19 protein-coding genes are annotated in these 23121 nt (G+C 59.9%); 4 read left to right on the top strand and 15 right to left on the bottom strand.

Going from position 1 to position 23121, the window contains the following annotated elements; translation table 11 throughout:
• Positions 1 to 79: 79 nt before the first annotated feature.
• Genes LRS40_RS23420 through cecR form a run of 4 tightly spaced genes read right to left on the bottom strand, consistent with a single transcriptional unit; the run spans position 80 to position 4604 of the window.
• On the bottom strand, positions 80 to 1213 hold the full coding sequence (locus LRS40_RS23420; protein WP_142488767.1) for an ABC transporter permease: 1134 nt from the start codon (positions 1211 to 1213) through the stop codon (positions 80 to 82).
• On the bottom strand, positions 1206 to 2942 hold the full coding sequence (locus LRS40_RS23415) for an ATP-binding cassette domain-containing protein (protein WP_231312831.1): 1737 nt from the start codon (positions 2940 to 2942) through the stop codon (positions 1206 to 1208). Before LRS40_RS23415 ends, LRS40_RS23420 begins: the two co-directional genes overlap by 8 nt.
• Positions 2935 to 3930: a secretion protein HlyD gene (hlyD, locus tag LRS40_RS23410; protein ID WP_231312830.1), complete on the bottom strand. Its 996-nt coding sequence runs from the start codon at positions 3928 to 3930 to the stop codon at positions 2935 to 2937. The genes LRS40_RS23415 and hlyD overlap by 8 nt, the downstream gene beginning before the upstream one ends.
• Positions 3927 to 4604 carry a transcriptional regulator CecR gene (cecR, locus tag LRS40_RS23405; protein WP_156263248.1) on the bottom strand — a complete coding sequence of 226 codons (678 nt, stop codon included), beginning with the start codon at positions 4602 to 4604 and terminating at the stop codon, positions 3927 to 3929. The genes hlyD and cecR overlap by 4 nt, the downstream gene beginning before the upstream one ends.
• Before the next feature lie 270 nt (positions 4605 to 4874).
• On the opposite strand from cecR, the gene rhlE reads away from it, so the two are divergent.
• Complete coding sequence (gene rhlE, locus LRS40_RS23400) at positions 4875 to 6218, top strand: ATP-dependent RNA helicase RhlE (protein WP_231312829.1); 1344 nt, start codon at positions 4875 to 4877, stop codon at positions 6216 to 6218.
• Between the two features lie 95 nt (positions 6219 to 6313).
• A complete protein-coding gene (dinG, locus tag LRS40_RS23395) occupies positions 6314 to 8491 on the top strand; it encodes an ATP-dependent DNA helicase DinG (protein WP_231312828.1) in 2178 nt (725 codons plus the stop codon).
• Here the strand turns inward: dinG and LRS40_RS23390 are convergent.
• From LRS40_RS23390 to LRS40_RS23370, 5 genes are read right to left on the bottom strand one after another with little or no spacing between them, the layout of a single operon-like run.
• Positions 8478 to 8978: a fimbrial protein gene (locus tag LRS40_RS23390; protein ID WP_231312827.1), complete on the bottom strand. Its 501-nt coding sequence runs from the start codon at positions 8976 to 8978 to the stop codon at positions 8478 to 8480. The genes dinG and LRS40_RS23390 overlap by 14 nt on opposite strands.
• An 8-nt stretch (positions 8979 to 8986) precedes the next feature.
• Positions 8987 to 9970 (bottom strand): fimbrial protein, encoded by a 984-nt coding sequence (locus LRS40_RS23385; RefSeq protein WP_231312826.1) that lies wholly within the window; start codon positions 9968 to 9970, stop codon positions 8987 to 8989.
• Positions 9971 to 9986: 16 nt separating this feature from the next.
• Positions 9987 to 12527: a fimbria/pilus outer membrane usher protein gene (locus LRS40_RS23380; protein ID WP_231312825.1), complete on the bottom strand. Its 2541-nt coding sequence runs from the start codon at positions 12525 to 12527 to the stop codon at positions 9987 to 9989.
• Positions 12528 to 12540: 13 nt separating this feature from the next.
• Positions 12541 to 13215 carry a molecular chaperone gene (locus LRS40_RS23375; RefSeq protein WP_231312824.1) on the bottom strand — a complete coding sequence of 225 codons (675 nt, stop codon included), beginning with the start codon at positions 13213 to 13215 and terminating at the stop codon, positions 12541 to 12543.
• Positions 13216 to 13272: 57 nt separating this feature from the next.
• On the bottom strand, positions 13273 to 13809 hold the full coding sequence (locus LRS40_RS23370; RefSeq protein WP_142488777.1) for a fimbrial protein: 537 nt from the start codon (positions 13807 to 13809) through the stop codon (positions 13273 to 13275).
• A 296-nt stretch (positions 13810 to 14105) separates the two neighbouring features.
• Between LRS40_RS23370 and ybiB the strand changes: the two genes are divergently transcribed.
• Positions 14106 to 15071 (top strand): DNA-binding protein YbiB, encoded by a 966-nt coding sequence (ybiB, locus tag LRS40_RS23365; protein WP_142488778.1) that lies wholly within the window; start codon positions 14106 to 14108, stop codon positions 15069 to 15071.
• Between the two features lie 112 nt (positions 15072 to 15183).
• Here ybiB and ybiJ read toward each other — a convergent pair whose 3' ends face one another.
• The 5 genes from ybiJ to mcbA form a co-directional block, all read right to left on the bottom strand.
• Positions 15184 to 15444 carry a DUF1471 family protein YbiJ gene (gene ybiJ / locus LRS40_RS23360; protein WP_142488779.1) on the bottom strand — a complete coding sequence of 87 codons (261 nt, stop codon included), beginning with the start codon at positions 15442 to 15444 and terminating at the stop codon, positions 15184 to 15186.
• A gap of 285 nt (positions 15445 to 15729) precedes the next feature.
• The gene (locus LRS40_RS23355; protein WP_032617164.1) at positions 15730 to 15996 is read right to left on the bottom strand and encodes a DksA/TraR family C4-type zinc finger protein; all 267 of its coding nucleotides are present in this window, start codon (positions 15994 to 15996) and stop codon (positions 15730 to 15732) included.
• Between the two features lie 73 nt (positions 15997 to 16069).
• Positions 16070 to 16747: a PKHD-type hydroxylase YbiX gene (ybiX, locus tag LRS40_RS23350; RefSeq protein WP_231312823.1), complete on the bottom strand. Its 678-nt coding sequence runs from the start codon at positions 16745 to 16747 to the stop codon at positions 16070 to 16072.
• A gap of 41 nt (positions 16748 to 16788) precedes the next feature.
• The gene (locus LRS40_RS23345; protein ID WP_231312822.1) at positions 16789 to 19074 is read right to left on the bottom strand and encodes a catecholate siderophore receptor Fiu; all 2286 of its coding nucleotides are present in this window, start codon (positions 19072 to 19074) and stop codon (positions 16789 to 16791) included.
• Positions 19075 to 19347: 273 nt separating this feature from the next.
• The gene (gene mcbA, locus LRS40_RS23340; protein WP_142488782.1) at positions 19348 to 19608 is read right to left on the bottom strand and encodes a DUF1471 family periplasmic protein McbA; all 261 of its coding nucleotides are present in this window, start codon (positions 19606 to 19608) and stop codon (positions 19348 to 19350) included.
• A gap of 241 nt (positions 19609 to 19849) precedes the next feature.
• Between mcbA and rlmF the strand changes: the two genes are divergently transcribed.
• On the top strand, positions 19850 to 20764 hold the full coding sequence (gene rlmF, locus LRS40_RS23335; RefSeq protein WP_231312821.1) for a 23S rRNA (adenine(1618)-N(6))-methyltransferase RlmF: 915 nt from the start codon (positions 19850 to 19852) through the stop codon (positions 20762 to 20764).
• 36 nt (positions 20765 to 20800) lie between these two features.
• Here rlmF and ybiO read toward each other — a convergent pair whose 3' ends face one another.
• Positions 20801 to 23011 carry a mechanosensitive channel protein gene (ybiO, locus tag LRS40_RS23330; protein ID WP_231312820.1) on the bottom strand — a complete coding sequence of 737 codons (2211 nt, stop codon included), beginning with the start codon at positions 23009 to 23011 and terminating at the stop codon, positions 20801 to 20803.
• Positions 23012 to 23121: the final 110 nt, after the last annotated feature.

The raw sequence follows: 23121 nt of genomic DNA, 5'->3' as shown, positions 1-23121 counted from the left end.
GGGTGGCGCTTTCGCTTACCCGACCTACAAAATCAACGAGACCCGTATGCCCGGTAAGCGCAGCGCCACCGGGCGCAACCTAATCTAATCGCCGTTTGGTTTTCATCCACGTCAGCCCGATAAACATCACCGCCGACGCAATCAAAAACAGCAGATTCACAATCAGCACCACCGGAATATTGCCCGCCAGGAACAGGCTTTGCAGGGTGCTGACGAAATAGCGCGCCGGGATAATGTAGGTTGCCGCACGGATCGCCGCCGGCATACTGTCGATCTGGAAAATAAACCCGGACAGCATAATCGACGGCAGGAAGGCGGCATTCAGCGCTACCTGGGCGGCGTTAAACTGGTTGCGGGTGACGGTGGAGATCAACAGCCCCATCCCCAGGGTGCTGAGTAAAAACAGGCTGGTGATGAGGAACAGCACCAGCAGCGAGCCGCGATAGGGCACGCCGAGAATAAACACTGACACCAGCATGCACAGCAGCATCGCCAGCATCCCGAGGAAGTAGTAGGGGATCAGCTTGCACAGCAGCAGTTCCGTGCGCGTCACTTCGGTGGAGAGCAGCGCCTCCATGGTGCCGCGCTCCCACTCGCGGGCGATCACCAGCGAGGTGAGGATCGCGCCGATAACCGTCATGATAATGGTCACCGCGCCGGGGATAATAAAGTGCTGGCTGATGGCCGCCGGGTTAAACCAGTACCGGGTCTGGACGTCAATCAGCGGCTCGAACGTTTCACCGCGGTCTTCCGCCCGCTGCATCTGCCACAGCTGCCAGATCCCTTCGCTGTAGCCCTGCACAAAGTTGGCGGTGTTCGGCTCGCTGCCGTCGGTGATCACCTGGATCGGGGCGGTATCGCCCGGGCGCGCCATGCGGGCCGCGAAATCCACCGGAATGACGATCAGCCCGCGAATGCGCCCGGCCTGCATCATCTGGATCAACTGCTGGCGGTCATCGCTGATGGTGGCGTCGATATAGGGCGAGCCGGTCATGGCGTGGGTGAAGTCGAGCGCCTCTTCGCTGCGCTGCTCCAGCAGGATCCCGACCCGCAGCTTGCTGGAGTCGAGGTTAATGCCGTAGCCAAAGATAAACAAAAGCAGCAGGGGGATCACCACCGCAATCAGCCAGCTGCTCGGGTCGCGCACAATCTGCCGCGTCTCTTTGATGCACAGGGCGCGCACCCGACGCCAGGAGAGGGCGGTATCAGACATGGCCATGCTCCTTATCCCAGTCGTTAATCAGCGAAATAAAGGCCTGCTCCATGGTGGGGTCGGGCTGTTGCTCGTCCGCCACCTGAGCTTTGAGATCGTCAGGCGTGCCGTGGGCGATCAGCTTGCCGCGGTACACCAGCCCGATGCGGTCGCAGTACTCCGCCTCGTCCATAAAGTGGGTGGTGACCATCACGGTAACCCCTTTCTCCACCATGCTGTTGATATGCAGCCAGAACTCGCGGCGGGTGAGGGGGTCGACGCCGGAGGTGGGTTCATCGAGGAACAGAATGTCCGGCTCATGCATCAGGGAGCAGGCCAGCGCCAGCCGCTGCTTAAATCCGAGCGGCAGATCGTCAGTGGCGTGGCTGGCGATGTTGCTCAAACCAAAAGCCTCGCTCATGCGGGCGATCTTCTCACTCTGCGCCCGTCCGCGCAGGCCGTAGACCCCGGAGAAGAAGCGCAGGTTCTGCTCTACCGTCAGGTTGCCGTACAGGGAGAATTTTTGCGCCATGTAGCCCAGGTGCTGGCGCGCCTTGCCGGAGCTGACTTTCAAATCCATATCCAGCACCAGCGCCTTTCCGGCGGTGGGCACCAGCAGGCCGCACATCATTTTGAAGGTGGTGGATTTGCCCGCGCCGTTGGGGCCCAGCAGGCCGAAGATTTCGCCGCGCTTCACCGCGAAATTCACGTCGTCGGTGGCGGCAAAATCGCCGAATTTTTTGGTCAGGGATTTGGCTTCTATCACCGTCTCGCCCGGGGTGCCCTCCACGGTATGCAGGATCCCCCCGAGCGGGGATTCGGCGGTCTCCGCGCCGCCGAGCAGATCGATAAAGGCATCTTCAAAGCGTGGGGCGGTCTCCTCGATGTGCAGATCCGGCAGATCCGCACTCTGGCGCAGATCGTCGGCGCTGGCCTCTTTTGTGAGGATCACCCGCACCGATTTCCCCTGAATCATCCCGTCGCTCACCTGGGGCAGCTTCAGCACCCGCTGCAGCAGGCGGCGGTTGTTCTCATGGGGCGAGTGCAGTAACAGGCTGCGCCCGGTCATGCTTTGGGTCAGCTTAGTCGGATCGCCCTGATAGAGCAGCTCCCCTTCGTTCATCAGCAGCACGTCCCGGCACTGCTCTGCTTCGTCGAGGTACGAGGTGCTCCAGAGGATCAACATCCCGTCGCCCGCCAGCTCATGCACCATCTGCCACAGCTCGCGGCGGGAGATGGGATCCACCCCAACGCCGGGCTCGTCCAGCAGCAACACCTTCGGTTCGCCTACCAGGGTGCAGGCGAGCCCCAGCTTCTGCTTCATGCCGCCGGAAAGTTTGCCCGCCAGCCGGTCGGTGAAGGGACCCAGCGCGGTAAAGTCGAGCAGGCGCTGAAAGGTCTTCTGCCGCGTCTCGCCGGTGACGCTGCGCAGATCGGCGTACAGGGTCAGGTTCTCCATCACCGTCAGATCCTCGTACAGGCCGAACTTCTGCGGCATGTAGCCCAGCATCGCATGCAGGGCGCGATCGTCCTGGATGGGATCCAGCCCCAGCACGCTGGCTGTCCCTTCGTCGGGCTTCAGCAGCCCGGCCAGCATTCGCATCAGGGTGGTTTTGCCCGCGCCGTCCGGGCCGACCAGCCCGGTGACGTAGCCTTTCTGCAGCGTACAGTCGAGCGGCGCGACGGCGGGCTTGTCCATCCCGGCAAAGCGTTTAACCAGCCCGGTGAGCTGGATCACCGCGTCACTCATGGGCTTGCCCATTATCGAAGCTGACCGTTACCGGCATCCCCTGGCGCAGGGAATCGTCGGCATCGTTGACGATAATGCGCAGGCGATAGACCAGATCGGTGCGCAGGTCCGGGGTTTCCACGGTTTTCGGCGTGAATTCGGCGGTAGGGGAGACAAAGCCGATTTTCCCGTGATAAGGCTTGTCGGGGCGGCCGTCGGTATAGAGCAGCACTTCGCGCCCCGGTTTAGCCTCCCCGAGACTGGCTTCATTGACGTAGGCCCGCACCCACACCGGGCGGGTCAGGGAGAGGGTCAGCACCGTGCTGCCCGCGTTCAGCATGCTGCCGGGCTCGACGGCGCGGGTCAGCAGCGTGCCGTTAGCCGGGGCTACCAGGGTGGTGTCGTGCAGATCCAGCTGCGCCTGCGCCAGCTGGGCCTGGGCCTGTTCGAGGCTGGCTTTGGCCTGGGCGATATCCTGCTCGCGGTTGCCGGAGCGGTACTGGCGCAACTTATCCTGGGAAGATTTCAGGGTTGCCAGCGCCTGGTCGCGTGAGGAGCGGGCATTCTCCAGATCGTTAGCCGACACGGTGCGGCTTTTCCACAGCCCCTGCTGACGGTTAAAGAAGTTCTGCGCATAGTCATAGGCGGCCTGGGCCTGTTTGACGGCGGCAGCGGCCTGGGCCACCTCTTCGTCACGGTAGCCCGCCTGCATCAAATCGTATTGCGCCTGAGCCACGGAGACGCCCGCCTGGGCCTGCATCAGGGCATTCTGGTACGGGGCTTTGTCCAGCTCGCCCAGCGTCTGCCCGGCGGCGATGGTATCCCCTTCGTCCACGGTTAATGACGCCAGCCGTCCGCCGACGCGAAAGCTCATGTTGACGGTGCGGATATCGACGTTGCCGTAGAGAGTCAGCGTTTTATCCTGCTGACTCTGATACCACAGCCAGCCGCCGATCCCGGCGGCCAGCACCACGATCGCTGCCACAATAATGACAACCGGTTTTTTCATGACTCCAAGCTCCTTTGCGTTAACCCCTGCAGGATCAAATCGACATGACAGGTGATGACCTGGCTTATCTGCAGGGCTTTATCCTCATCAAATTCGGTCCAGCCGGTGCGTAACAAAATGGTTTCCCGCCCGAGGCGAAAGGCGAGCACTTCGCCCAGCAGGGCATGGGTATGCAGGATGGTCTGCGTGTCGCTGGCGTCGCGACCGGTATAGGCAGCCACCAGCCGGGTCAGGTGGGTGTGCATCGGGGCGATAACCTGATCGTGCACCAGCTGGTAAGCGGCGGAAGGCGAGAGCTGCTCCCGTGAGATAAACTTGCTCAGGTTCAGCGTATCGTCATGGGTCAGCAGCTGAATCATATTGTTGCAGGCGGTTAAAATCAGTTCGCGAATGGCGGCGCGATCCGGCGCGGGCTCGTCCAGCAGGGCAGTGGCCGTCTCCACGTGCGGGCGAAAGTGAGTGCCAATGAAGTCGGCGATCCACTGGGCGCAGGCGAGGTAGAGATCCTCTTTCGAGCCAAAATAGTAGGTAATGGCGGCGATGTTCTGCCCCGCCTGGGCAGCGATATCGCGGGTGGTGGCATGCAGCCCGTATTCGCCAAACTGCGCCAGCGCGGCGGCAATCAGCTGGCTTTTGGCCTGTTCGCCTTTAGTGGTGGTCGGGATCGGATTCATAGGGCATATAATCTTAATCAATCGATTGATTAAGATTATGACTGTTTTTTGAGCTTGTCCAGTCCGCTTGTTCAATGTTGCGCCGGGCGGCACTGCGTCTGCCCGGCCTACGTAATAGCGTGGATGCATCTGTTTGCGGGATATTTTATGCGCCACGTCACAAAAGCTGCTACACTCCGCTGCTTCGCGACACCGTGGTTTTTGTCCTTCTATTTGTCATTATCTCCCTGAAAACTACACCTGAAATGGTCGGGGCGGTTCGGAGTTGTTATGTCTTTTGATACCCTTGGCCTGAACCCGGAAATCCTGCGTGCTGTAGAAGAGCAGGGCTACCGCGAACCTACCCCTATTCAGCAGCAGGCCATTCCTGCCGTGCTGGCCGGCCGCGACCTGATGGCCAGCGCCCAGACCGGGACCGGTAAAACCGCCGGCTTTACCCTGCCGCTGCTGCAACGCCTGATTCAGAAAGAGCCGCACGCCAAGGGCCGTCGCCCGGTGCGCGCCCTGATCCTGACCCCGACCCGTGAACTCGCCGCCCAGGTGGGTGAGAACGTGCGTGAGTACAGCCGCTATCTCAACATCCGCTCGCTGGTGGTGTTCGGTGGGGTCAGCATTAACCCGCAGATGATGAAACTGCGCAGCGGCGTGGACGTGCTGGTCGCGACCCCGGGCCGCCTGCTCGATCTGGAACACCAGAACGCCGTCAAGCTCGACAGCGTGGAAATCCTGGTGCTCGACGAAGCCGACCGCATGCTCGACATGGGCTTCATTCACGATATTCGCCGCGTGCTGGCAAAACTGCCGACCCGCCGCCAGAACCTGCTCTTCTCCGCTACCTTCTCTGACGAGATCAAAGGCCTGGCGGAAAAACTGCTGCACAACCCGCTGGAAGTGGAAGTGGCGCGCCGCAATACCGCCTCCGAGCAGGTGACCCAGCATGTGCACATGGTGGACAAAAAGCGCAAGCGCGAGCTGCTGTCGCAGATGATTGGCGAAGGCAACTGGCAGCAGGTGCTGGTCTTCACCCGCACCAAGCACGGCGCAAACCATCTGGCAGAACAGCTGAACAAAGACGGGATCCGCAGCGCGGCTATCCACGGCAACAAGAGCCAGGGTGCACGTACCCGCGCGCTGGCAGATTTTAAATCCGGCGATATCCGCGTGCTGGTGGCGACCGACATCGCCGCCCGTGGTCTGGACATCGAAGAGCTGCCGCACGTGGTCAACTACGAGCTGCCGAACGTCCCGGAAGATTACGTCCACCGTATCGGCCGTACCGGTCGTGCAGCGGCCACCGGCGAAGCGCTGTCGCTGGTCTGTGTGGATGAAATTAAACTGCTGCGCGATATCGAACGCCTGCTGAAGAAAGAGATCCCGCGCATCGCCCTTGCGGGTTATGACGTGGATCCGTCGATCAAAGCTGAGCCGATCCAGAACGGTCGCCAGGGTGGCGGTCGCGGTCAGGGCGGCGGTCGTGGTCAGCAGCAGCCGCGCCGTAGCGAAGGCGGCGCGCCGAAAGCGGCCAGCAAGCCACCGCGTCGCGATGGTGAAGCGAAACCGGCCGGGGAAGGCCAGCGCCGACGCCGTCCGCGCAAACCTGCCAGCGCACAGTAATCTGGAAGCCCGGTCGTAAAGCCGGGCTTTTCTTTTGCGGCCCGCCTAAGAAAGTGCCACAATAGTGGCTGTTTATACAGTATTTCAGGTCCATCATGGCTTTAACCGCCGCGCTGAAAGCGCAAATTGCCGCCTGGTATAAGGCGCTGCAACAGCAGATCCCCGACTTTATCCCCCGCGCACCGCAACGGCAGATGATTGCCGATGTGGCAAAAACGCTGGCCGGTGACGAGGGGCGACATCTGGCAATTGAAGCCCCGACCGGGGTCGGTAAAACCCTCTCCTACCTGATCCCCGGCATCGCTATCGCCCGGGAAGAACAAAAGACGCTGGTGGTGAGCACCGCCAACGTAGCCCTGCAGGATCAGATCTACAGTAAAGACCTGCCCCTGCTGCGCAAGATTATCCCCGAGCTGCGCTTTACCGCCGCCTTCGGGCGCGGGCGTTACGTTTGCCCGCGCAATCTGGCCGCCCTTGCCAGCAGCGAACCGACCCAGCAGGATCTGCTGGCGTTTCTTGATGACGAGTTGACCCCTAACAACAAGGCCGAGCAGGAGCAGTGCGCAAAGCTGAAGACCGATCTCGACGGCTACAAGTGGGACGGCCTGCGCGATCACACCGATCAGGCCATCAGCGACGACCTCTGGCGCAGGCTCAGCACCGATAAAGCCAGCTGCCTGAACCGCAACTGCCACTACTACCGCGAATGCCCGTTCTTTGTCGCCCGCCGTGAAATTCAGGAGGCCGAAGTGGTGGTCGCCAACCACGCCCTGGTGATGGCGGCCATGGAGAGCGAAGCGGTACTGCCGGACCCGAAACATCTGCTGCTGGTGCTGGATGAAGGCCATCATCTGCCGGACGTTGCCCGCGATGCGCTGGAGATGAGCGCCGAGATCACCGCCCCCTGGTTCCGCCTGCAGCTGGATCTCTTCTGCAAGCTGATTGCCACCTGCATGGATCAGTTCCGCCCGAAAACCATCCCGCCGCTGGCGGTCCCGGAGCGCCTCAGCGAGCACTGTGAAACCATCTACACCCATATCGCCTCGCTGAATAACATCCTCAATCTCTATCTCCCGCCCGGACAGGAGGCGGAGCACCGCTTTGAGATGGGCGAGCTGCCGGATGAGATCATGACCCTTTGCCGCGAGCTGGCGCAGCTTATCGAAAAACTGCGCGGGCTGGCGGAGCTGTTTTTAAACGATCTCAGTGAAAAGACCGGCACCCATGACGTGGTGCGTGTGCACCGGGTACTGTTGCAGATGAACCGCGCGCTCGGCATGTTCGAAGGGCAGAGCAAGCTGTGGCGGCTGGCGTCGATGGCCCAGGCCTCCGGCGCGCCGGTCACCAAGTGGGCGACGCGGGAAGTCAGGGAGGGGCAGGTGCATCTCTTCTTCCACTGCGCGGGGATTCGCGTCAGCGATCAGCTGGAAAAACTGCTCTGGCGCAGCGTCCCGCATGTGGTGGTCACCTCCGCCACGCTGCGCTCGCTGAACAGCTTCTCGCGGTTGCAGGAGATGAGCGGCCTGAAGGAGAAAGCGGGCGATCGTTTTGTGGCCCTCGATTCGCCGTTCAACCACTGCGACCAGGGCAAGCTGGTGATCCCGCGCATGCAGTATGAGCCGCTGATCGACAACGAAGAGCAGCATCTTGCCGAGATGGCGGCCTACTTCCGCGAACAGCTGGAAAGCAAAAAATACCCCGGCATGCTGGTGCTGTTCGCCAGCGCCCGGGCGATGAATCTCTTTTTAACCTTCGTCACCGATCTGCGCCTGCTTCTGCTGGTGCAGGGGGATCAGCCCCGCTACCGGCTGGTGGAACTCCACCGTAAACGGATAGACAGCGGGGAGCGCAGCGTGCTGGTGGGGCTCCAGTCGTTCGCGGAGGGGCTGGATCTGAAGGGCGATTACCTGACCCAGGTGCACATCCACAAGATTGCCTTCCCGCCCATCGACAGCCCGGTAGTGCTGACCGAGGGCGAATGGCTGAAAAGCCTCAACCGCTTCCCGTTTGAGGTGCAGAGCCTGCCGGCGGCGTCGTTCAACCTGATCCAGCAGGTCGGGCGCCTGATCCGCAGCCACAGCTGCTGGGGCGAGGTGGTGATCTACGATAAACGCCTGCTGACCAAAAACTACGGCAAGCGTCTGCTGAATGCCCTGCCGGTGTTTCCTATCGAGCAGCCCGAGGTGCCCGAAGTAAAAAAACGCCCGGCTAAACTTGCCGCCGGGCGTAAAAAAAGCATCCATGCCAAGAGGCGCGGTCCTACTGGTAAGTGAAGGTAAACTGCACCACGCTTGAAAACTCGCCCGCGCTGACCGGGGTATGCGAGGCGTAATAGCGTGCCGCCATCGAGAAATCGGCGGTGTGGGTGAGCGGGTCGACCACCGCATTGAAGCGCGCTTCCGGCGCCAGAATGATCGCGTCGGTGCGGTCTGCCAGCTCCAGCGCCAGCCCTCTGGCCGTGCCGGTGTTGGCAAACTTAAACGGGTGGAGGGTGTCGCGCTGCCCCTCCAGGTTGATCGTCGCCAGGGTCAGGTTTTGCGGGCAATGCGAGAGGGTAATATCAAAGTTCTTCCACACCCCGGTGTCCCCCACCGATTTAAAATCACTGGCAACGGCCTGGCCGAGATCGACCACCTTGTTCTGGCTGGCGCTGTCCACCTCGCAGGCGGTGTCGTAAATATTGCCTTTGATGCTGAGGATCACGTCGGTGGCCGGGGCAGACGCGCTGGTCAGCAGCAGTAGCAGGGCAACGTATTTCATCGGGGATCTCACTGGTATTCAATGTCGATGGTGGCAAGGGTATTGGCTCTGCCGGCGGTCACGACCTCGGCGGTCTGGTAGTACTGCACCTGGAAGGGCAGGTTGAACGGCTGGTTGGGCACCGTCTGGTCCCCGAAGGGGATGGGGTAGTCGTAGCGCAGTAAAACGCCGCCGACCATCATTTTGACGCCGACGCCGCTGGCACTGTCGATGCCGGCGTTAATATTCAGTACATCATTTCCGTCGCTAATGGAGGTGGCGCCGTTCGGGCTGGTGATACGGGCGGTCATCGTCACCGCGTCGGTGCAGGTTGCGGTCAGATTGAAGGTTCTCCAGTCGCTGGTGCTGCCGACATGGGTAAACTGGCTGACGGCAAAATTCCCCAGAGAGACGTTCAGGCTTTTCGGATCCACCGAGCAGGTGGTCGCCTTCAGCGCCAGATTGCCACCGTAGCGCACGGCGTTAAGCTGACCCAGCTTTTGATCGGGGTAGATGCCCAGCGACCAGATGCCGTTATGCAACGTCGTTGAGGCCTGCTCTCCGGTGGTGCTTGCGGTTTTGATCAGCTGCATCGTCAGCGTCACGTTGAAGCTGCCGTCACTGCTGACGTACCCCAACGGCGTACTTCTGCTGTCACAGTGGGCGGCGCGGCCGCGTACCGGCTGTCCGGCGCTGTTCAGCAGTTCAATACCTATCCCTTCGATACCGCTGCGCCAGACGCTCGGCATCCCCGGTATCTCCTCGCCTGGGCCCAGATGGCAGGCGGTGATCGGCTTACCGCTGTCGGCGGCGTCACAGCGGCCTTCTACCCTGTGCGAGCGCGCGGAGCCGGGGATGACGCTGCCAACGCTCAGCGTGGCGGGTACCGTCAGCGTCCCCGGCGTCGCGGTCCAGGGCAGATCCGCAGTGGAGCAGGCCGCGAATGCCTGGGGCATAAACAGAAACAGGGCGGCAAACAGGGCCAGAACACAGCCGTAACGGAAGGGTTTCATCTTTTCCTCGACGTTGTCAGGTGCACTGCGCGGTGACGCTAATCACCGGGTCAGCGGATCGGGACGGCAGCTGATAGTGGGCGGAGCAGTGGGCGCCTGCGCCTTTGCCCCAGCTGACGTTGATATTGCCGTGGGCGTGCATCCCGGTCAGGGAGACCTGGCCGCCATCGCCAACGATAAATTCGCCGCTGTCATGGGCCGGCGCCGCCGTGGCGCCAAAGGGCACCGGACGACCGTCACCCCGGGTGAGAGTCAGCAGCACCCGGCTGCCGACGCGGGTATCAAAGTGAGTACGTACAATCGCCCCCCGGGTTGGGGTGATGACTTTGGCCGCCTGGCCGACGTCGGCCCCGGCGGGCAGGCTTTCGGTATTCAGCGCCACGGTGTTGTGATGGTACGGCGTGACGTAAGGCACGATGGCATAGCCGCGATAGTCGGTTTTTACCCCGGTCTGGTTGTCGATCCCGGTTCCGCTGGCCCCCGGCGCCTCCACCAGCGCCACGGTATCTCCCATCGGCTGGCCGAGGGTGACGCCGTGGGCGTGGACAATCATGCTGCCCTGCACGCCGAGGTTGAGCTGGCGCTGCTGGTTATCCCGGGAATAGCCCGCCGTCATTTCGCCGTAGGTGGCTTTGTAATCGCTGTTCAGGCTGGTGCTGTAGCCGGACGCGTGGCTGTGGCCCTGCTGCACCCCCCAGCTGAGATTATTGTCTGCCAGCGCGGTGCCGTTAAGGCCGACGCTCTGGCTGGTGTCATCTTTGCTGTTGTTGAAGGTGTAATTGACCCAGGTATTGCTCAGCCATCGATCCAGCGGGACGGAGAGGTTAAAGCCGAAGGTCTGCTCGTTCTCCCGCTGGTCATCGTCGTCCTCATCCTGCGTGTTTTTGCTCAGGCCGTAGTTGATACCGTAACTGATGCCGTGCCAGCTGCCGTTATAGCCAACGCTCAGCGAGGTCATGCCCTGGTCGCTGTGCCAGTAGTTCTCTTTCACCAGGCTTAACGTCATCGACCCCAGAGAGCCGCCCATGGACTGATCAAGGGTCGCCTCCTGGCGGTCGCGTCGCCTGTCGGCTGGCGTCCAGTCGTCGTTGGCGGTGTGGGAGTCGAACACGTCTGCCAGGGTGGCAAATCCGGCGCTGTTGTAGCGATACCCGGCCACCGTAAAGTGGGTGCCGGTGGTGACGAAATCTTTGCTGTAGCGCACCCGCCAGGCGCGGCCGCGGGAGGTTTTTTGCCCCTGCATCTGCGATTTCGCCGCGGTTATATCCACCGAAAACGCCCCCCAGTCACCGATATTTTTCCCGGTGCCGAGCGCCAGGGCATCGTAATACTGGCTGGTCTGGAGGCCGCCATAGGCGGTGATATCGTACGGCAGACCGTAGATCCCGGTCCCCTGCAGGAATGGCGTCTGCTCCACGCTGTGGTCATAGCTGCGGTAGCGCCCGCCGGTCAGGCTGTATTTGAACCGGCCTTCACGCTGCAACACCGGCACTGAGGCGTAAGGCACCACGAAGTGCTGCTCGCTACCGTCGGTCTCTTTGACGGTGACGTTCAGATCGCCGCTGCCGCCGGTGGGGTAGAGATCGTGAATCTCGAACGCGCCGGGTGCGACGTAATTCTGATAGATCACGTAGCCGTTCTGGCGCACCACCACCTGGGCATTGCTGTGCGCCACGCCGCGAATGCGCGGGGCGAAGCCTTTCAGGCTGTCCGGCAGCATGTCGTCGTCCGAGGCGATCTGCGCTCCGGTGAACGACAGGCTGTCAAACACGTCCGAGGGGGTGGCGCTTTGCCCGAGGGTGACGACGCTGCCCAGCGACAGGATATTGCGCTGGGCATAGCTGTAGACGGAGGAAAAATCGCGCTGCGTGGTGCGATCGTCCCGGGTCTGGCTCCATGTCGAGTAGTTACGCAGGCGCCAGGCGCCGAGGTTCAGCCCCGGACGCAGGTTCAGGTAGTCATTGCGCTGGTGGCTGCTGTCTTCACCCCGGCTGCGGCTATCCCCGGCGGAGTAGCTGTAGTTCAGCAGAAAGGCGTTGATCCCGTTGTCCATCTCTTCCGGCGCCACGTAACCGTGGGGAATCGGGGTGATGGCCGCCTGAGGGATACTCAGCAGCAGCTGCTGCTGGCCGGGGCGGAAGGTGGCGCTGGCGGCAGGTAACCCAGAGAGATCGACACAGCCGTCATTCTTCGTGCCGCTGAATTTATCGCTCCGGATACCCAGGCTCTTAAGGGTCTCCACCGAGAGGCAGGGTTGCAGGGTGGCCGGCCCGCTGGCCGCCTGTTGTAGGCCAAAGGCGATCTTTCTGTTGGCCACTTTATTGTTATTGACGTAGACATCCACCTGATAGCTCCCCGGCGCGATGCCGGGGCCCTTCTCATACACTGAGAGGTCGGTTTTGCCCTGACCAGGGGTATCGATATCCAGCAGGGCCGGGTTGAAATAATCCTCCGCCAGCACCTGCTGCACGCCCACGCTCAGTATCGCGCAGCCCAGCGCAATCAGCAGGGCGCGCCCGGGGTGACGGGGGGCTTTGGTGGAGTAGTCCCAGGGCATGGCGGCGTCGGGCTTAGTGCAAAGGCGCAGACCAGGCGTGGCTTACCGCGCCGTAGTCGTTGATGATTTTCCAGGAAACCGTGCTCCCGGTGATGCCGCCCGGCACGGCAAAGTGCGCGTCGCTGTCGGGGGCCACCCAGGTCACATTGTCGGCTTTTTTACCGCCGACGGTGATGGTCTGGAAGTTCATGTAAAAGGGCGTCGGGTTGCTCACCACCAGGCTATTGCCCTGCTTATGCCAGCGTAATTTACCCGCCACCTCGTCCGGCTTGCCGTTAATCCCGCTCGGGCGGTAGATCAGTTTGATTCGCGTTTTAATGGCGATTTGCAGGGTGTTACTGCTCTCTTCCCGGGAGGTGGACGGAATGGATTTGATATTCAGCCAGTAGAGCGATTCGCGATCGGTCGGCAACGTGCCCCCGGTGCGCACCACGCGCAGGATGTTGTCCTGTTTGCCATCGAGGCGAAACAGCGGCGGGGTGATAAGAAACGGCGCTTTATTCCGCGCAGAATCGGCGCTCTCCACCCAGGATTGCACCAGATAGTCGAGGTTATCCGGGTTGGAAAGCCCTAACGACGCTTCTTTTTTATCTCCCTGATAGATTAGACGGGTCCCTTCGATAATCACCCCGGCGTGAGCGGCGGTGGTAATGAATAACAGGGCGGCGATGAAAACAGATTTACGCATGGCGGGACTCTGATAAAGCAGGCGGTGCCTGACCGCAGAGGGCCAGGCAGCGCAGGATTAGTTGTACATGACGGTAAAGGTGGAGACCGCATTCGCCGGGCCGGCGGTGATGGTGCTGCCGGTCTGGATATAGCGTGCGCCAAACACCAGATCGTTGGTGGTGGTGCCGGACTGAAGCGTATAGCTGGTGGAGGCGGTGTACAGGCTCAGTGGATTTTCTGTCTTATCCAGCAGCTGGATACCGACGCCGGTGGCGGCACCGGTGCCTGGCGTTACCGCCAGCACGTTGGCGTTGGTACCGTCAGCGGAGCCACCAAAGGTGATCGCCGCGCTGGTGATGGTTTCCGGGCAGTCTTTCAGCTGGATATCAAAACGGGTGGTTGACGTGGTCGAGCCTGAACCGGTAAAGGCCGTTTGTGAGACTTTGCCGAGGGAAACATCCAGCGGGCTGCTGACGCCATTCACCACCTGACAGGCGGAGTCGATGATTTCGCCAGTGAAATTAATCTGTCCCTCGCCGCTATTTGCAGCCCAGGCAGAGACAGAACAACATAATGCAGTGGCAATAAAGGTGCCGGAGACAATTTTACGCATAATAATTCCTGAATAAATTCCGGGGGTAATAACATCCGTTGTGATGAACTGCGGTAAAAAGTGGGGCAACTTTTTACCGGGTAGATAATTTACGTAATTAATTAATTAATTAATTAATTAATTTCGGATAACTATTGGTCGGGTCAATAGTGATTCCGATAACGATTGAATTTTTATTTTTACTGAAATTACAAGGGGATGGTGTTATTACCGCCCGGCAGCGATAAGAGAAATGTCTGTCCGATGGCGCCTTATCAACGCTATAGTGTTAACAAGATGTCACAAGGAGAAAGAACGTGGATTATCGCAAAATTATCAAAGAGGTCGGGCGAGGGAAAAACCACGCCCGCGACCTGGATCAGGAGACCGCCCGGGCGCTCTATACCGCGATGCTGAACGGCGAGGTACCGGATCTGGAGATGGGCGGCATTCTGATTGCCCTGCGTATTAAGGGCGAAGGCGAAGCCGAAATGCGCGGTTTCTACGAAGCGATGCAGGCGCAAACCCTGCGCCTGACGCCGCCGGTGGCGAAGCCGATGCCGGTGGTGATCCCGAGCTATAACGGCGCGCGCAAGCAGGCTAACCTGACCCCGCTGCTGGCTATTCTGCTGAACAAGCTGGGGTTTCCGGTAGTGGTACACGGGATAAGTGAAGATCCCACCCGCGTGCTGACGGAAACCATTTTTACCCTGCTGGGCATCGAGCCGACACGTCACGGCGGCCAGGCGCAGGCGAAGCTCGAGGGGCATCATCCGGTCTATATTCCGGTGAGCACCCTGTGCCCGCCGCTGGAAAAACAGCTGGCGATGCGCTGGCGCATGGGAGTGCGTAACAGCGCCCATACCCTCGCCAAGCTGGCGACGCCCTTTGCGGAAGATGCCGCCCTGCGCCTCTCCAGCGTCTCGCACCCGGAGTACGTCACCCGCGTGGCGACCTTTTTTGCCGATATCGGCGGTCGGGGGCTGTTGATGCACGGCACCGAAGGGGAAGTGTATGCCAACCCGCAGCGCTGCCCGCAGCAAACCCTGATTGACCCGACGGCGGGAACCCGGGTGGTGCTGGAGCGCGGAGAAGAGAACAGCGACGTCTCCCTGCCGCAGGCCAAAGATCCTGAAACGACCGCCCGCTGGATAGAGAGTTGCCTGGCCGGGCGAGAGGCGGTGCCGCACGCCCTGAAGCTACAGATGGCCTGCTGCCTGCTGGCGACCGGACAGGTTGAGACGGTCGACGCCGGGCTGGCGCGGGTTAACCAGAGTTTTTAAATAAAAAAAAGGCCCGTCCAGCGATGGACGGGCCAAAAAATAACAACAGGGTCAATGAGGGTTGGAGCATCTCGCCAGCGAACTGGCGAGCAGAGCAGAGATAAGGGGCAGGTTATTTGTAGATAACCGCAGTACCGCTCAGTTTGTTGTTGGTGTTGGCGGAGGTAATGGTGTAACCGGTCGCGCCAGCCGCTTCAGCTTTCGCTGCCAGGCGTGCTTCCAGACCGTCCAGCGTGGTCGCGCCTTCAGCACTCACCACACCGATTTTGTTCATGCTGTTTGCCTGAGCGGCGCTGATAGATTCCGCAGCGAAAGCACCGAAGGAGAGGGTAGTCAGGGCAACAGCGGCAACAGCATATTTAATGGTTTTCATCGTTAGTATCTCGCAGGTTATTCTGTTAAGGGGACGTTGTTCCGTCGATGTGATAAGTATCACGCTTTTTTACGAGAGATAAAATCGAAGAGAATTGACGACATCATTCGAAAAATTTGAATGACAAATAACTTATTGAATATTAATAAATTCAGTGAATGAATTTACCTTTCTTGCCGTTGCGCTTTACAGAGGGAAGGGTGAGGGCACGTTTTGCGAAACGCACCGCAAAAAATCGTGCTCAAAAAAGAAACCGCTTGCGTGGCGTTGCTGCCGCTAGGCCAGTCATCGTAACTGGCTGTCTTTCGATCCTCTGCGATTATATCCTGCATGCGATGCATTATGTGAATCTTTCTCCTGCTGGCAGGCGATGCACAGCCGGACGCCGGGCACCGCTTTACGCCGCGCTTCGGGGATGGGCTCCCCGCACTCTTCGCAGGTTTTCAGGCTCTCACCCTGCGGGATCTCGCCTCGCGCCCGCGCCACCGCATCTTCAATGGTACTGTTGATCTGTTCATTAACGGCGTCATCATTCGCCCAACCGGAAGCCATAAACCCCTCCTGACAGGATATTGCGCTGTACCAGTAACTATGGGGCTAAAAAACGCACAATCAAGGCGAAGGGCTAGATTTCAGACCATTCACGCAGCAGGTTATGGTAGAGGTTGAGCAGGGAGAGCACTTCGTCACTTTCGCCATGGCGGCCGCGCAGAGTCTGGATATTGCGGTCCAGCTCGAACAGCATAGCGCGCTTTTTATCGTCGCGGATCATCGACTGGATCCACATAAAGGAGGCTACCCGCACGCCCACGGTCACCGGGGTCACGCAGTGCAGGCTGCTGGAGGGATAGAGGACCAGATCCCCTGCCGGGAGCTTGACGCTGTGCTGGCCGTAGGTGTCGTTAACCACCAGCTCGCCACCCTCGTAGCTGTCAGGCTCGCTTAAAAAGAGGGTGGCCGAGAGATCGGTCCGCATCCAGCCGCTTTGCGGGTGACTGCGCACGGCGCCGTCGACGTGAAAGCCGTAAGTTTCCTGCTGCTGATAGCGGTTAAACAGCGGGCTGGAGATCTGGCGCGGCAGGGCGGCGGCAAAAAAGAGCGCGTGCTGATTCACCGCCTGCAACACCGCCGCCTGCAGGGTGGCGTACAGCGGACTTTGCGTGTCGACCTGCTGGTTATTTTTGACCTGCGCACCCTGGTTGCCCACGGTGGCACGGCCGTCGATCCACGGGGCCTGATCCAGCTGAGCGCGGAACTGCGCCACCTCATCGGCGTTCAGCACGCCCGGAATGTGATACATCATAAAAGGTTCTCCGAAAGGTGGGGCCGAAGCCCCACGCGGGATCAGAAGTGCATGTTCGCCGTTAACATAAAGGTGCGCGGCTCGCCCGGATGGTAGCGGTAGCCACTCTTGTTGATGGAGGCGACATAATCTTCATCAAACAGGTTGTAGACGTTGAGCTGCATATCGAGGTTGCGGTTGACGCGATAGCCCAGTTTGGCATCGGCCACCCAGTAGCCTTCGGTGAAGGACGGGGTACCCACCGCGCCGTCAGAGCCACGATGCATGCTGCCGATGTAGCGCGCGCCGGCACCCACGGAGATCGCATCCGTGGCCTGGTACTGGCTCCACAGGGTGAAGGCATGTTCCGGGGTATACGGCAGGGAAGAGGTGCCATCCTGCGCCACGTCACTGCCGGTGCGCACGCTGGCGCGCTGCTGAGTATAACCGCCGATGACCTGCCAGGCCGGGGTGATGTTGCCTGCGGCAGACAGCTCATAGCCTTCGATACGTTTTTTACCGTACTGCGAATAGGTACCGTCATCGTTCTGCTCGACTTCGTTTTCGATGTCGGTGCGGAAGACGGCCGCGGTCAGCAGGAGACGTTTATCCAGCACTTCCCACTTGGTGCCCAGCTCGCTGGTCTTGGCCTTCTGCGGTTTAAAGTCCGTGCGGTTGGCGCTGCTGCCGGTGCCGCCCTGGGCCAGGGCAAAGTTATTGCCGCCCGGCGGCTGCTGGGAAATAGCGTAATTGACGTAAATATTGCCGTGCTCGGTCAGATGGTAGAGCGCCCCGGCTTTCCAGTTGACCAGGTTACCGGAGGTGGCGGTATCCACCGTAGTGACCGGCGAGCCTTTAGGCGTGCCGGCCGGGCAGGCAACCGCCCCGCGACCCGTGCCGCCGCAGATGCTGGCGCTGTCATATTCGGTGTGATACGTATCGAGACGAATTCCGCCGTTCAGCTCGAAGTCACGGGTGACCTGGAGCGTATCAAAGGCGTAAATCCCGAAGGTATCGGTCCGACCGTTGGCGTTGGCACCGCTGTTGTTCAGACCGCCCAGGCTGACGTTGCTGTTCGGGTGATAGATATTCACCGGCGGCGGGGTGATGGCATCCACGCCATAGTTGGTCTGGGTTTCGCGGGTGAACTCCACCCCGGTGCTGATATCGTGGCCGACGCTGCCGGTAAAGAATTTGGTCGTCAGGTTGGTCTGGTTGGTCAGGATCTTGTTGCTGACATCTTTGGTGTTGGCGTTACGCGACCAGGTCCAGGTGTCCACGTTGTTGCGATCGGGCTGGGTGATGTTGGTGGCCCCACCCATCACGGCGGTCATCAGATAATCCTGCTTCACCCGCGACCAGCGCGTGGTGTTCCGCACGGTGGTGTTGTCGTTGAAGTCGTGCTCAAAGCGCACCGTGGCGGTGTCGGAGGTGGAGTCGTCGTAATCGGAATCGGTGCCGTAGAAGTTGCTGGTATCCACTTTGCCGGAGTGATTCAGCGCCGCAGTGCCCGCCGATGGCGCAGAGTAGCCCGGCAGCCCGATGGTCGGGATGCCGCCGTCCGGGGTGTTGTGCTGAGTCACGTGCAGGTAGTTCAGATACAGACGGTTTTCCGTTCCCAGACCAAAGGCGAGGGAAGGGGCTACGCCGTAGCGTTCGTTCTTAACGTTATCGCGTCCTTCGTCGTGGGTTTTTTCACCCATCAGGTTCAGACGAAACGCCGAGGTGTCACCCATCACCTGGTTAATATCGAGGGTACCGCGACGCATGTACGCGCTGCCAATGCTGGCGGAGGCATCAATGCCCGAGTCCAGACGCGGCTGTTTGCTGATCATATTGATGGAGCCGCTGGGTGCGCTACGGCCGTAATCGCTGCCGGATGGCCCTTTAATCACTTCGACCTGTTCGGTGTTAAAGGTATCGCGCGTAGTGGTGCTGATGTCGCGGATCCCGTCAACGTAAATGCTGTTCGAGGTGTCCACACCGCGCATGTACACCGCGTCGCCGGTAGTGGAGTTACCGTTTTCACCGGCAAAGAAAGCCCCCACGCCCGGGACGTTTTTCAGGGCGTCGGTCAGGTTGGTGGTGCCCTGATCCTTCAGCACCTGTTCGGAAATAACGGTCATAGTGCGGGTGGTATCTGCCACCGGGCGGCTGAACTTCGCGTCGGCAGACTTCTGCGGCGCATAAAGCGAAGGTTGCGCCGCTTCTACCACCAGGGTGTCGTCAGACTTTTTATCGTTATTCTCCGCCGCGATAGCACTCGCTACCGGGGAGAGGCCAATACACAGCCCCGCAAAAAAGGTCAGCGAGCTGAAGCTGTTCGGAACGTTGCGATTTTTATCCATATTGTTTAGCGACTTATAATTTTTAGAATCGAGTTTCCATTACGTTGTCAGGCAGGTCTGTGCCTTTTCCTGTGCCACGTGAATAACCGTAATGAACCTACAAATGATAATAATTGTGATAAACATTATCATTTGGCGTGACTTTTTATCACTCTCGCCAACAAAATGAAATACGTAAATTTACATTGCCTGCTAAAAAACTTCACAAAGTGGATTTTGGATAAAAAACGAACTGCACCCCAGAGGATGCAGTGTGTAGTGCAGAGCGGGGAACTATTTGTAGATGGTGGCAGTACCAAACATGTTGTTGTCGCCGCTGGCAGAGTTCACAACATAGCCTTTAGCACCTTTTTCACGCGCTTTTTCAGCCAGTTTGTCCTGCAGGTCGTCGAGGTCTCTTGCGCCCGAAGCCTGCACGGTTCCGGCTGGCCTCAGTTGACTGGTGTCGCCGCTGCTGAGTGATTCAATCGACCATGCAGCAAACGACGCGCCTGCCAGTGAAGCGGCAGCGAGCATTACCAGGTATTTTTTCATAATCACTTCCTCTGATTGACAACGGGTGGTGCACACTAAGTGTAGAACGGGTCAGAGTGTGATTTAGTGCAAAAAATTGATGATGATCTGCTTATTTTTTGAACGACATATTTTGACAATTTCATGACAAATCAGCGACATACAGGTGGCTGATTTTTGGTGTTTTATTCTGCGGCGCAGAGAAATATTTACCGTTGCGCCCGCAACGGGTATCTTACGCCGCTGTTTACAGGAGAACGCCATGACACCCGAGAAGCCGGGGTTGCACCCACGCAACCGCCACCGCAGCCGTTACGATATGAATGCCTTATGCGAGAGCTGTCCGGCACTGCGCGAATTTATCACCGAAACCCCGACGGGTGAGCCGACGGTGAACTTTGCCGATCCGCAGGCGGTGAAGACGCTGAACAAAGCACTGCTGATGCATTTCTACGGTGTGGCGCAGTGGGATATTCCGGACGGCTACCTCTGTCCGCCGGTACCGGGGCGCGCCGACTACATTCACCATCTTGCCGATCTGTTGGCGGAAGGGAATAACGGCACGGTACCTGCCCAGGCGACGATCCTCGACATCGGGACCGGCTCCAACCTGATCTACCCCCTGATTGGCGTGCATGAATATGGCTGGCGCTTCACCGGCAGCGAAGTGGACCCGCAGGCCTTTGCCAACGCCGCCGCCATCATTAATGGCAATCCCGGCATGAGCCGCGCCATTCGTCTGCGCCGCCAGAAAGAGGCTTCCGCCATTTTTGCCGGGGTGATCCATAAAAACGAACAGTACGATGCTACTCTGTGCAACCCGCCGTTCCACGATTCGGCGGAATCAGCCCGGGCGGGCAGCGAGCGTAAGCGCCGCAACCTCGGCCAGGCGGCCGATGCCGCGCTGAACTTTGGCGGCCAGCAGCAGGAGCTGTGGTGCGAAGGGGGCGAAGTGGCCTTTATCAAGAAGATGATTGCCGAGAGCGCCCAGTTTGCCCGTCAGGTGAAGTGGTTTACTACCCTGGTCTCCCGCGGCGAAAACCTGCCGCCGCTGTACCGTGCCCTGACGGACGTCGGTGCGGTTAAGGTAGTGAAAAAAGAGATGGCCCAGGGTCAGAAGCAGAGCCGCTTTATCGCCTGGACCTTTATGGATAACGACAAACGTCGCCAGCGCTAACGGGTCTTCCCCCCGGTGGCGCTACGCTTGCCGGGGCTACAACGTGGGTTCCTGTGGCGGTGGGGCTGAGCCCGGCGACGGCAGCAGCTGATACATCTGCACCGGCATCCGCACTTCTGCCAGATCGAAATGTTTTTTCACCATGCTGTCGAGGGCGAAACGCACCGTCCACTGCTTCAGCGGCTGGGTGGTGAACGACACGCGCAGCGTAAAGGCGGTGCTGGTCAGCCCGACAATCCCGGCAAACGACGGCTCGCCGATAATCAGGCCGCGAATATCCTCTCTCTCCAGCAGTTCATCCACCGCCGCTTTCAGCGCCTGCTTCGCTTTCTCGGCATCTTCATGTCTGTCCACATCGTAGTTCGCCACCACCGAACCGATGCCGCGGACAAAGTTGGCGAAGGTGGTGATCGATGACCAGGGAATAATGTGGTACGCCCCGGTATCCTGCCGCACCCCCACCGAACGAATCGACATTCGCTCTACCGTGCCGGTTAGCGGCCCGATGGTCACCAGATCCCCGGTGTTCATCCCGTTTTCAAACTGAATAAAGATGCCGGTGATGATGTCTTTCACCAGCGTCTGGGAACCAAAGGAGATCGCCAGCCCCAGCGCCCCGGCACCGGCCAGCAGCGGGGCGATATTCACGCCAATTTCCGACAGCACAATCATGATGGTAATGGTGCTGATCACCACCGCCAGCGCGTTGCGGAACAGCGTCAACAGCGTGCGGGCGCGGGCGCTGGGCAGCGGCCGGCCATGAATATCCGAGGAGAGCCGGTTCTCGATCAGGCTCGCCAGAATCGTCCAGCCAATGGCGGAGAAGAAGAGGATCAGCGCGATGCGGATCAGAATATCCACCGTCTTTTCACCGGCACCGTTGTGCAGCCAGTTCCAGAAGTCGAACAGCCCCCAGGCGCTGAGCAGCAGCATAATGGCGACACAGACCGTCAGGAACCGCGCCACCTTCAGCGACACGGAGATCCAGCCGTTCAGCCGCTTTTGCAGCTCCGGATAGCTGCGCTGCACGTGCGGCGACAGGGTGATGGTTTTAGCCAGCCAGCGCGACAGCAGCCCCGACACAAAGGCGGCGATGCCGACGATCGCCAGGCTGCGGAAGGTCGCTCCCATCATAAATTTGAGGCTGTTTCCCGGGTCGAACAGGGAGAAGAAGCACAGCACGATAAAATAGGCGCTCGCCAGCCAGTGCCACACCAGGGCGAAGGCGCGAATAAACAAGCTGAAAAAAGCGAGGGAGCGGTCGGCCAGGTGCAGTAGCCCCTCGGTAATGGCGCGTTTGTTGTGAAAAATCAGGTACAGCGCCCAGACGGTGATGCAGAGCATAATCAGCACGTTGGCCAGGGCGCCGATCTGCACGTTAACCTGGTTAGAGATAATGGGCACCGCCACCAGCAGGCCATAGCCGATCATCCCGCTCAGGATGCTCAGCCGGAGCGACCAGTAGTGGGCGGCGCGATCGCTGATGGCAAAGGGGCGCAGGTCGGGCACCCGCGGGCAAAATATCAGACGCAGGATCGCTTTGAAGAACTCAATCAGCGCGAAGGCGTTGAGGAATAGCGTCTGCTGGAAGGCGATGGTGGGATTGCCGGTATTGAGATATTCGCTGAGGATCTGGCCGATAAACAGGGTCAGCGCCAGCAGTAGCAGGTCGATAATAAAGGCGCTGGCGATGGTCAGCGGCAGGTGGACCCAACTGCTGGTCTCCCGGTTCTTTCTGCGTCCCCAGCTGCCCATTTTGCGGTACAGCGGCCAGGCGCAGAGCCTCACCAGCCAGTAGAAGGCAAAAACTAACCCGGCGAGGAGCAGAAACTGCCGCGCGGCAACGACGAAAGTCTGCGGGTTAAAGGGCTTATGCGGGGAGCCGATCAGGTTGCGGTAGAGCTGGGCGAAGCGGGTGGAGAGCGCATCGCCGTAATGGCGGCTGATGTCGGTCACGTTCTCCAGCACGGTCTTCTCTTCGGCGATCTCCGGCGGGGTGATTTTGGGCACCGGCTCCTGGGGAGGCGTCGCGGCCACGCTGCGCAGCTGGGAGATCAGCTCCTGGCGCGAGGCGTCATTTTCCAGAACATCCGCCAGCGCGGAATAGGCGGCCTTCTTCTGCTCAACGTCCGGCTCGGCGGCCGGAGTGGTCGCTTCACCTGGGGTGGCAGCAGGAACGCCCGGCAGGCTGACGGCCTGTGCAGGCAGGCAAAACAGGCTTATCAGGAGCAGCAGGATCCAGGGCACGATGTCCTCCGGTGACAATATTGTGCAAAGTGATAAGTATAGAAGGCGAACGGAAGCGGGGGGTTTTTGGGAAGATTCCGGAGGAATCGTAGGCCGGGCAAGCGTCAGCG

The sequence above is a fragment of the Leclercia sp. G3L genome, assembly GCF_021117075.1.
Lineage (GTDB): Bacteria > Pseudomonadota > Gammaproteobacteria > Enterobacterales > Enterobacteriaceae > Enterobacter > Enterobacter adecarboxylatus_C.
Note: the sequence above shows the minus strand (reverse complement) of the source record. Positions and strands in the feature narration are given on the sequence as shown.

Excerpts from the sequence above, each read along its gene's own strand:
- LRS40_RS23420 (WP_142488767.1), bottom strand. The coding sequence starts at position 1,213 with ATGTCTGATACCGCCCTCTCCTGGCGTCGGGTGCGCGCCCTGTGCATC.
- LRS40_RS23415 (WP_231312831.1), bottom strand. The coding sequence starts at position 2,942 with ATGAGTGACGCGGTGATCCAGCTCACCGGGCTGGTTAAACGCTTTGCC.
- hlyD (WP_231312830.1), bottom strand. The coding sequence starts at position 3,930 with ATGAAAAAACCGGTTGTCATTATTGTGGCAGCGATCGTGGTGCTGGCC.
- cecR (WP_156263248.1), bottom strand. The coding sequence starts at position 4,604 with ATGAATCCGATCCCGACCACCACTAAAGGCGAACAGGCCAAAAGCCAG.
- rhlE (WP_231312829.1), top strand. The coding sequence starts at position 4,875 with ATGTCTTTTGATACCCTTGGCCTGAACCCGGAAATCCTGCGTGCTGTA.
- dinG (WP_231312828.1), top strand. The coding sequence starts at position 6,314 with ATGGCTTTAACCGCCGCGCTGAAAGCGCAAATTGCCGCCTGGTATAAG.
- LRS40_RS23390 (WP_231312827.1), bottom strand. The coding sequence starts at position 8,978 with ATGAAATACGTTGCCCTGCTACTGCTGCTGACCAGCGCGTCTGCCCCG.
- LRS40_RS23385 (WP_231312826.1), bottom strand. The coding sequence starts at position 9,970 with ATGAAACCCTTCCGTTACGGCTGTGTTCTGGCCCTGTTTGCCGCCCTG.
- LRS40_RS23380 (WP_231312825.1), bottom strand. The coding sequence starts at position 12,527 with ATGCCCTGGGACTACTCCACCAAAGCCCCCCGTCACCCCGGGCGCGCC.
- LRS40_RS23375 (WP_231312824.1), bottom strand. The coding sequence starts at position 13,215 with ATGCGTAAATCTGTTTTCATCGCCGCCCTGTTATTCATTACCACCGCC.
- LRS40_RS23370 (WP_142488777.1), bottom strand. The coding sequence starts at position 13,809 with ATGCGTAAAATTGTCTCCGGCACCTTTATTGCCACTGCATTATGTTGT.
- ybiJ (WP_142488779.1), bottom strand. The coding sequence starts at position 15,444 with ATGAAAACCATTAAATATGCTGTTGCCGCTGTTGCCCTGACTACCCTC.
- LRS40_RS23355 (WP_032617164.1), bottom strand. The coding sequence starts at position 15,996 with ATGGCTTCCGGTTGGGCGAATGATGACGCCGTTAATGAACAGATCAAC.
- ybiX (WP_231312823.1), bottom strand. The coding sequence starts at position 16,747 with ATGATGTATCACATTCCGGGCGTGCTGAACGCCGATGAGGTGGCGCAG.
- LRS40_RS23345 (WP_231312822.1), bottom strand. The coding sequence starts at position 19,074 with ATGGATAAAAATCGCAACGTTCCGAACAGCTTCAGCTCGCTGACCTTT.
- mcbA (WP_142488782.1), bottom strand. The coding sequence starts at position 19,608 with ATGAAAAAATACCTGGTAATGCTCGCTGCCGCTTCACTGGCAGGCGCG.
- rlmF (WP_231312821.1), top strand. The coding sequence starts at position 19,850 with ATGACACCCGAGAAGCCGGGGTTGCACCCACGCAACCGCCACCGCAGC.